A 2638-nucleotide genomic window follows, 5' to 3' on the forward strand; every position below is an offset into this window, starting at 1 on the left:
GGCCGCTGTCGCTGCCGATGGTCGATCTGGTTCGCGCCGCGGCCCGGCACCTGGTCGGCGGCGGCGATTTTCGCACCGCGCAGATTTCGACCGACGCCGACCCGGTGGGCCGGCACATCGTCTTTCCCGGACCCGAGCATATCGCGCCGCAACTGGCGCGTCTGGACGATTTTCTCGACCGGTCGGCGAACGCGGCGCGCAGCTTTCGCGCCACCGTCGCGGCGCTGACGATCGTCAATTGCCACCCCCTGCCCGACGGCAACGGGCGCGCCGCGCGCCTGGCGTTCAACCTGATCGCCGATCCGGCACATGCGCCGCGCGATTATTATCTGCCGCTGCACGAGATCGGGGTCTTTTCGCGCGGGGGCTATATCGTGCGGCTGAGACAGGCCGAACTGCATGGCGACTGGACGCCCATTGCCGGTTTCATGCTGGCCGCCGCCCGCTTCTGGCGCCGGCAGGTCGATGCGGCGCCCCCTTTCGTGCCGCCCACCATCAGCATGGCAATCGCGTAACAACGCGGACAGCGCAAAGAGCTTGCGCCGCGCGGCATTTGCCGGTTTGGGATGGGAAAGGCGCGCGCCCCTGCGCTTCGACAATCACACAGGCATACATGTCGACATGTATGCCGTCACATATGGAGCGACCCGATGAAGCAACTGATCGCTTTCGACCTCGACGGCACCCTGGCCGAGAGCAAGCAGCCGCTGGGCGAGCCGATGGGCGATGCGCTGGCCGAATTGCTGGGCGTCGCGCATGTCGCGGTAATCTCGGGCGGGGACTGGCCGCAGTTCGAGAAACAGGTGGCAAGCCGCCTGCCCGACCATGCCGACCGCAGCCGGTTGTGGCTGATGCCGACGACGGGCACCAAGCTGTATCGCCACGGCGACGGCGCATGGTCGCCGGTCTATGCCGAATTGTTCGACGACGACACCAGGGCCAGGATCCTGCGCGAATTCGACGCCGCGCTGGTGGCGACGGGCTTCGTCCCCGAACAGACCTGGGGCGAGCGGATCGAGGATCGCGGCAGCCAGATCACCTTTTCGGCACTGGGTCAGCAGGCGCCGATCGACGCCAAGGAACATTGGGACCCCGATTTCGCCAAGCGCAAGATCATCCAGGCCGAACTGCGCGGCCGCCTGCCCGGCCTGTCGATCAACATGGGCGGCGCGACCTCGATCGACATCACGCGCGAGGGCGTCGACAAGGCTTACGGCCTTAACAAGCTGTCGGACGAAAGCGGCATCGCGATCGGCGACATGATCTTCATCGGCGACGCGATTTTTCCCGGCGGCAATGATTATCCGGCCAAGGCGATGGGCATGGACACGGTGCGCGTGCGCGATCCGCAGGAAACGCTGGCAGTGATCGCGGCGATCATCGCCTGCCTGAAATAGCCCCCTGCCCTGCCGACAACCGCCCTGCCGACGATCCGACATGTCGACACGCCGACATGTCGGATCAGCCGAACAGGCGGTCGTCCCACCAGATCGGCTCGGGCAGGTCGTGGGTGATTGCCGCGGCATCGGGATGCGCCGGGTTGATGAGGAAATTGCGCTCCCCCCGCGCCGGGATCGACGGCACGATCAGCACAGCGCTGCGCCGGTCGTGCACCCATTGGCGGCCGAACGCCTTGCACAGCCGTTCGTCGCGCGCGTCCCACCCCGGATGCGCGGCGGTCTGGAAAGTCTCGTAGCTTATGCCGTTGGGAAGGGTGATGCGGATATAATGCTGGTTGGGCGGCAGCACGCCGTTCGCATGGACCAGTTTTTCCAGCATCGCGGTCGAATAATGTTCGGACGCATAGATGATCGGGCTGTCATGCGTGTTCCAGCGACCGGGATAAAGCCGCGCACCCTCCGCATCGAAGATCGGATGCGCGCCCGCCGGATCGCCGATGCGAAAAGCGCTGAGGACCCGGTCGGTCCTCACACACCCCCGCCGTAAGCCGCCCGCCCCAGCAGATTGACGACCAGGTCGGCCCCCGGCCCTGTTGCCAGCGCGACGTCGAGTGGCGGCTTGCCGTCGAGCATCGGATGCGGGCGCGTCAGGAACGCGCGCGCGCGGTCCGGTTCGCCATACAGGTCGAGGGCAAAGCCGAACACTTTGGCAAGCCGGGCGAGCCGGTCGCCCTCCTCGCTGGTCAGGCGCTGCGCGGCGGATTTGCGGCGGCGCTCCAGCGTCGCCTTGGGGATCAGGCGGAACTTGAAGCGGCTGTCGCCCGGCGCGACCAGTTCGGCAAGCCGGTCGAGCGCCGATACCGGCAGCCCGTCGAGGATCGAATAGGCCAGTGTCAGCGGCGACGACCGCCGCCCCGGCCGCACGCCCAGCAGCGCCTCGACCGAGGCGGCTTCAAAGGCAGGAAGGGATGTCGCCATCACATACTCCCGGTGGTTCAGATGATGCATATATACGCCTCAACTGAATATTGCACAAGCATCCGCCCCACATGTCGACACGCCGACATGTCGATAGGCCGTGCCGATCCGCCCCCCTGCCCTCGCCCGGCGGCGGATCAGCGCGCGGACATAGGCAGCGGCGCTGGCCTCATCGGCGAAGCTGCGCGTCAGGCTGCGACCGCCCGCGCCGATCCGGCCCCAGTCGGTGCGGATGGCGATGCGCCCGAACAGGTCGCACG

General features: G+C 67.0%; 5 protein-coding genes. 2 read left to right on the plus strand and 3 right to left on the minus strand.

Features of this window, described 5'->3' with window-relative positions:
• Nucleotides 1-515: Fic family protein (locus VL973_RS03690; protein ID WP_325282678.1), on the plus strand; the 515-nt coding region annotated here is incomplete at its 5' end.
• A 135-nt stretch (nt 516-650) separates the two neighbouring features.
• Nucleotides 651-1397, plus strand: coding sequence for an HAD-IIB family hydrolase (locus VL973_RS03695; RefSeq protein ID WP_325282679.1), 747 nt, complete (start codon nt 651-653; stop codon nt 1395-1397).
• Nucleotides 1398-1461: 64 nt separating this feature from the next.
• Here the strand turns inward: VL973_RS03695 and VL973_RS03700 are convergent, their stop codons facing one another.
• The 3 genes from VL973_RS03700 to VL973_RS03710 form a co-directional block, all read right to left on the minus strand.
• Nucleotides 1462-1932: an RES family NAD+ phosphorylase gene (locus VL973_RS03700; protein ID WP_325282680.1), complete on the minus strand. Its 471-nt coding sequence runs from the start codon at nt 1930-1932 to the stop codon at nt 1462-1464.
• Entirely contained in the window at nt 1929-2378 is a 450-nt protein-coding gene (locus VL973_RS03705) for an antitoxin Xre/MbcA/ParS toxin-binding domain-containing protein (protein WP_325282681.1), read from the minus strand. Before VL973_RS03705 ends, VL973_RS03700 begins: the two co-directional genes overlap by 4 nt.
• Nucleotides 2379-2417: 39 nt before the next feature.
• A partial coding sequence (locus VL973_RS03710) for a WGR domain-containing protein (protein WP_325282682.1) occupies nt 2418-2638 on the minus strand: 221 nt, incomplete at its 5' end.

Origin of the sequence: Sphingomonas sp. (assembly GCF_035490575.1) — a bacterium.
Taxonomy (GTDB): Bacteria; Pseudomonadota; Alphaproteobacteria; order Sphingomonadales; family Sphingomonadaceae; genus Sphingomonas.

Bases quoted from the DNA above. Each gene is read 5' to 3' on its own strand.
- VL973_RS03695 (WP_325282679.1), top strand. From the start codon at position 651: ATGAAGCAACTGATCGCTTTCGACCTCGACGGCACCCTGGCCGAGAGC.
- VL973_RS03705 (WP_325282681.1), bottom strand. From the start codon at position 2,378: ATGGCGACATCCCTTCCTGCCTTTGAAGCCGCCTCGGTCGAGGCGCTG.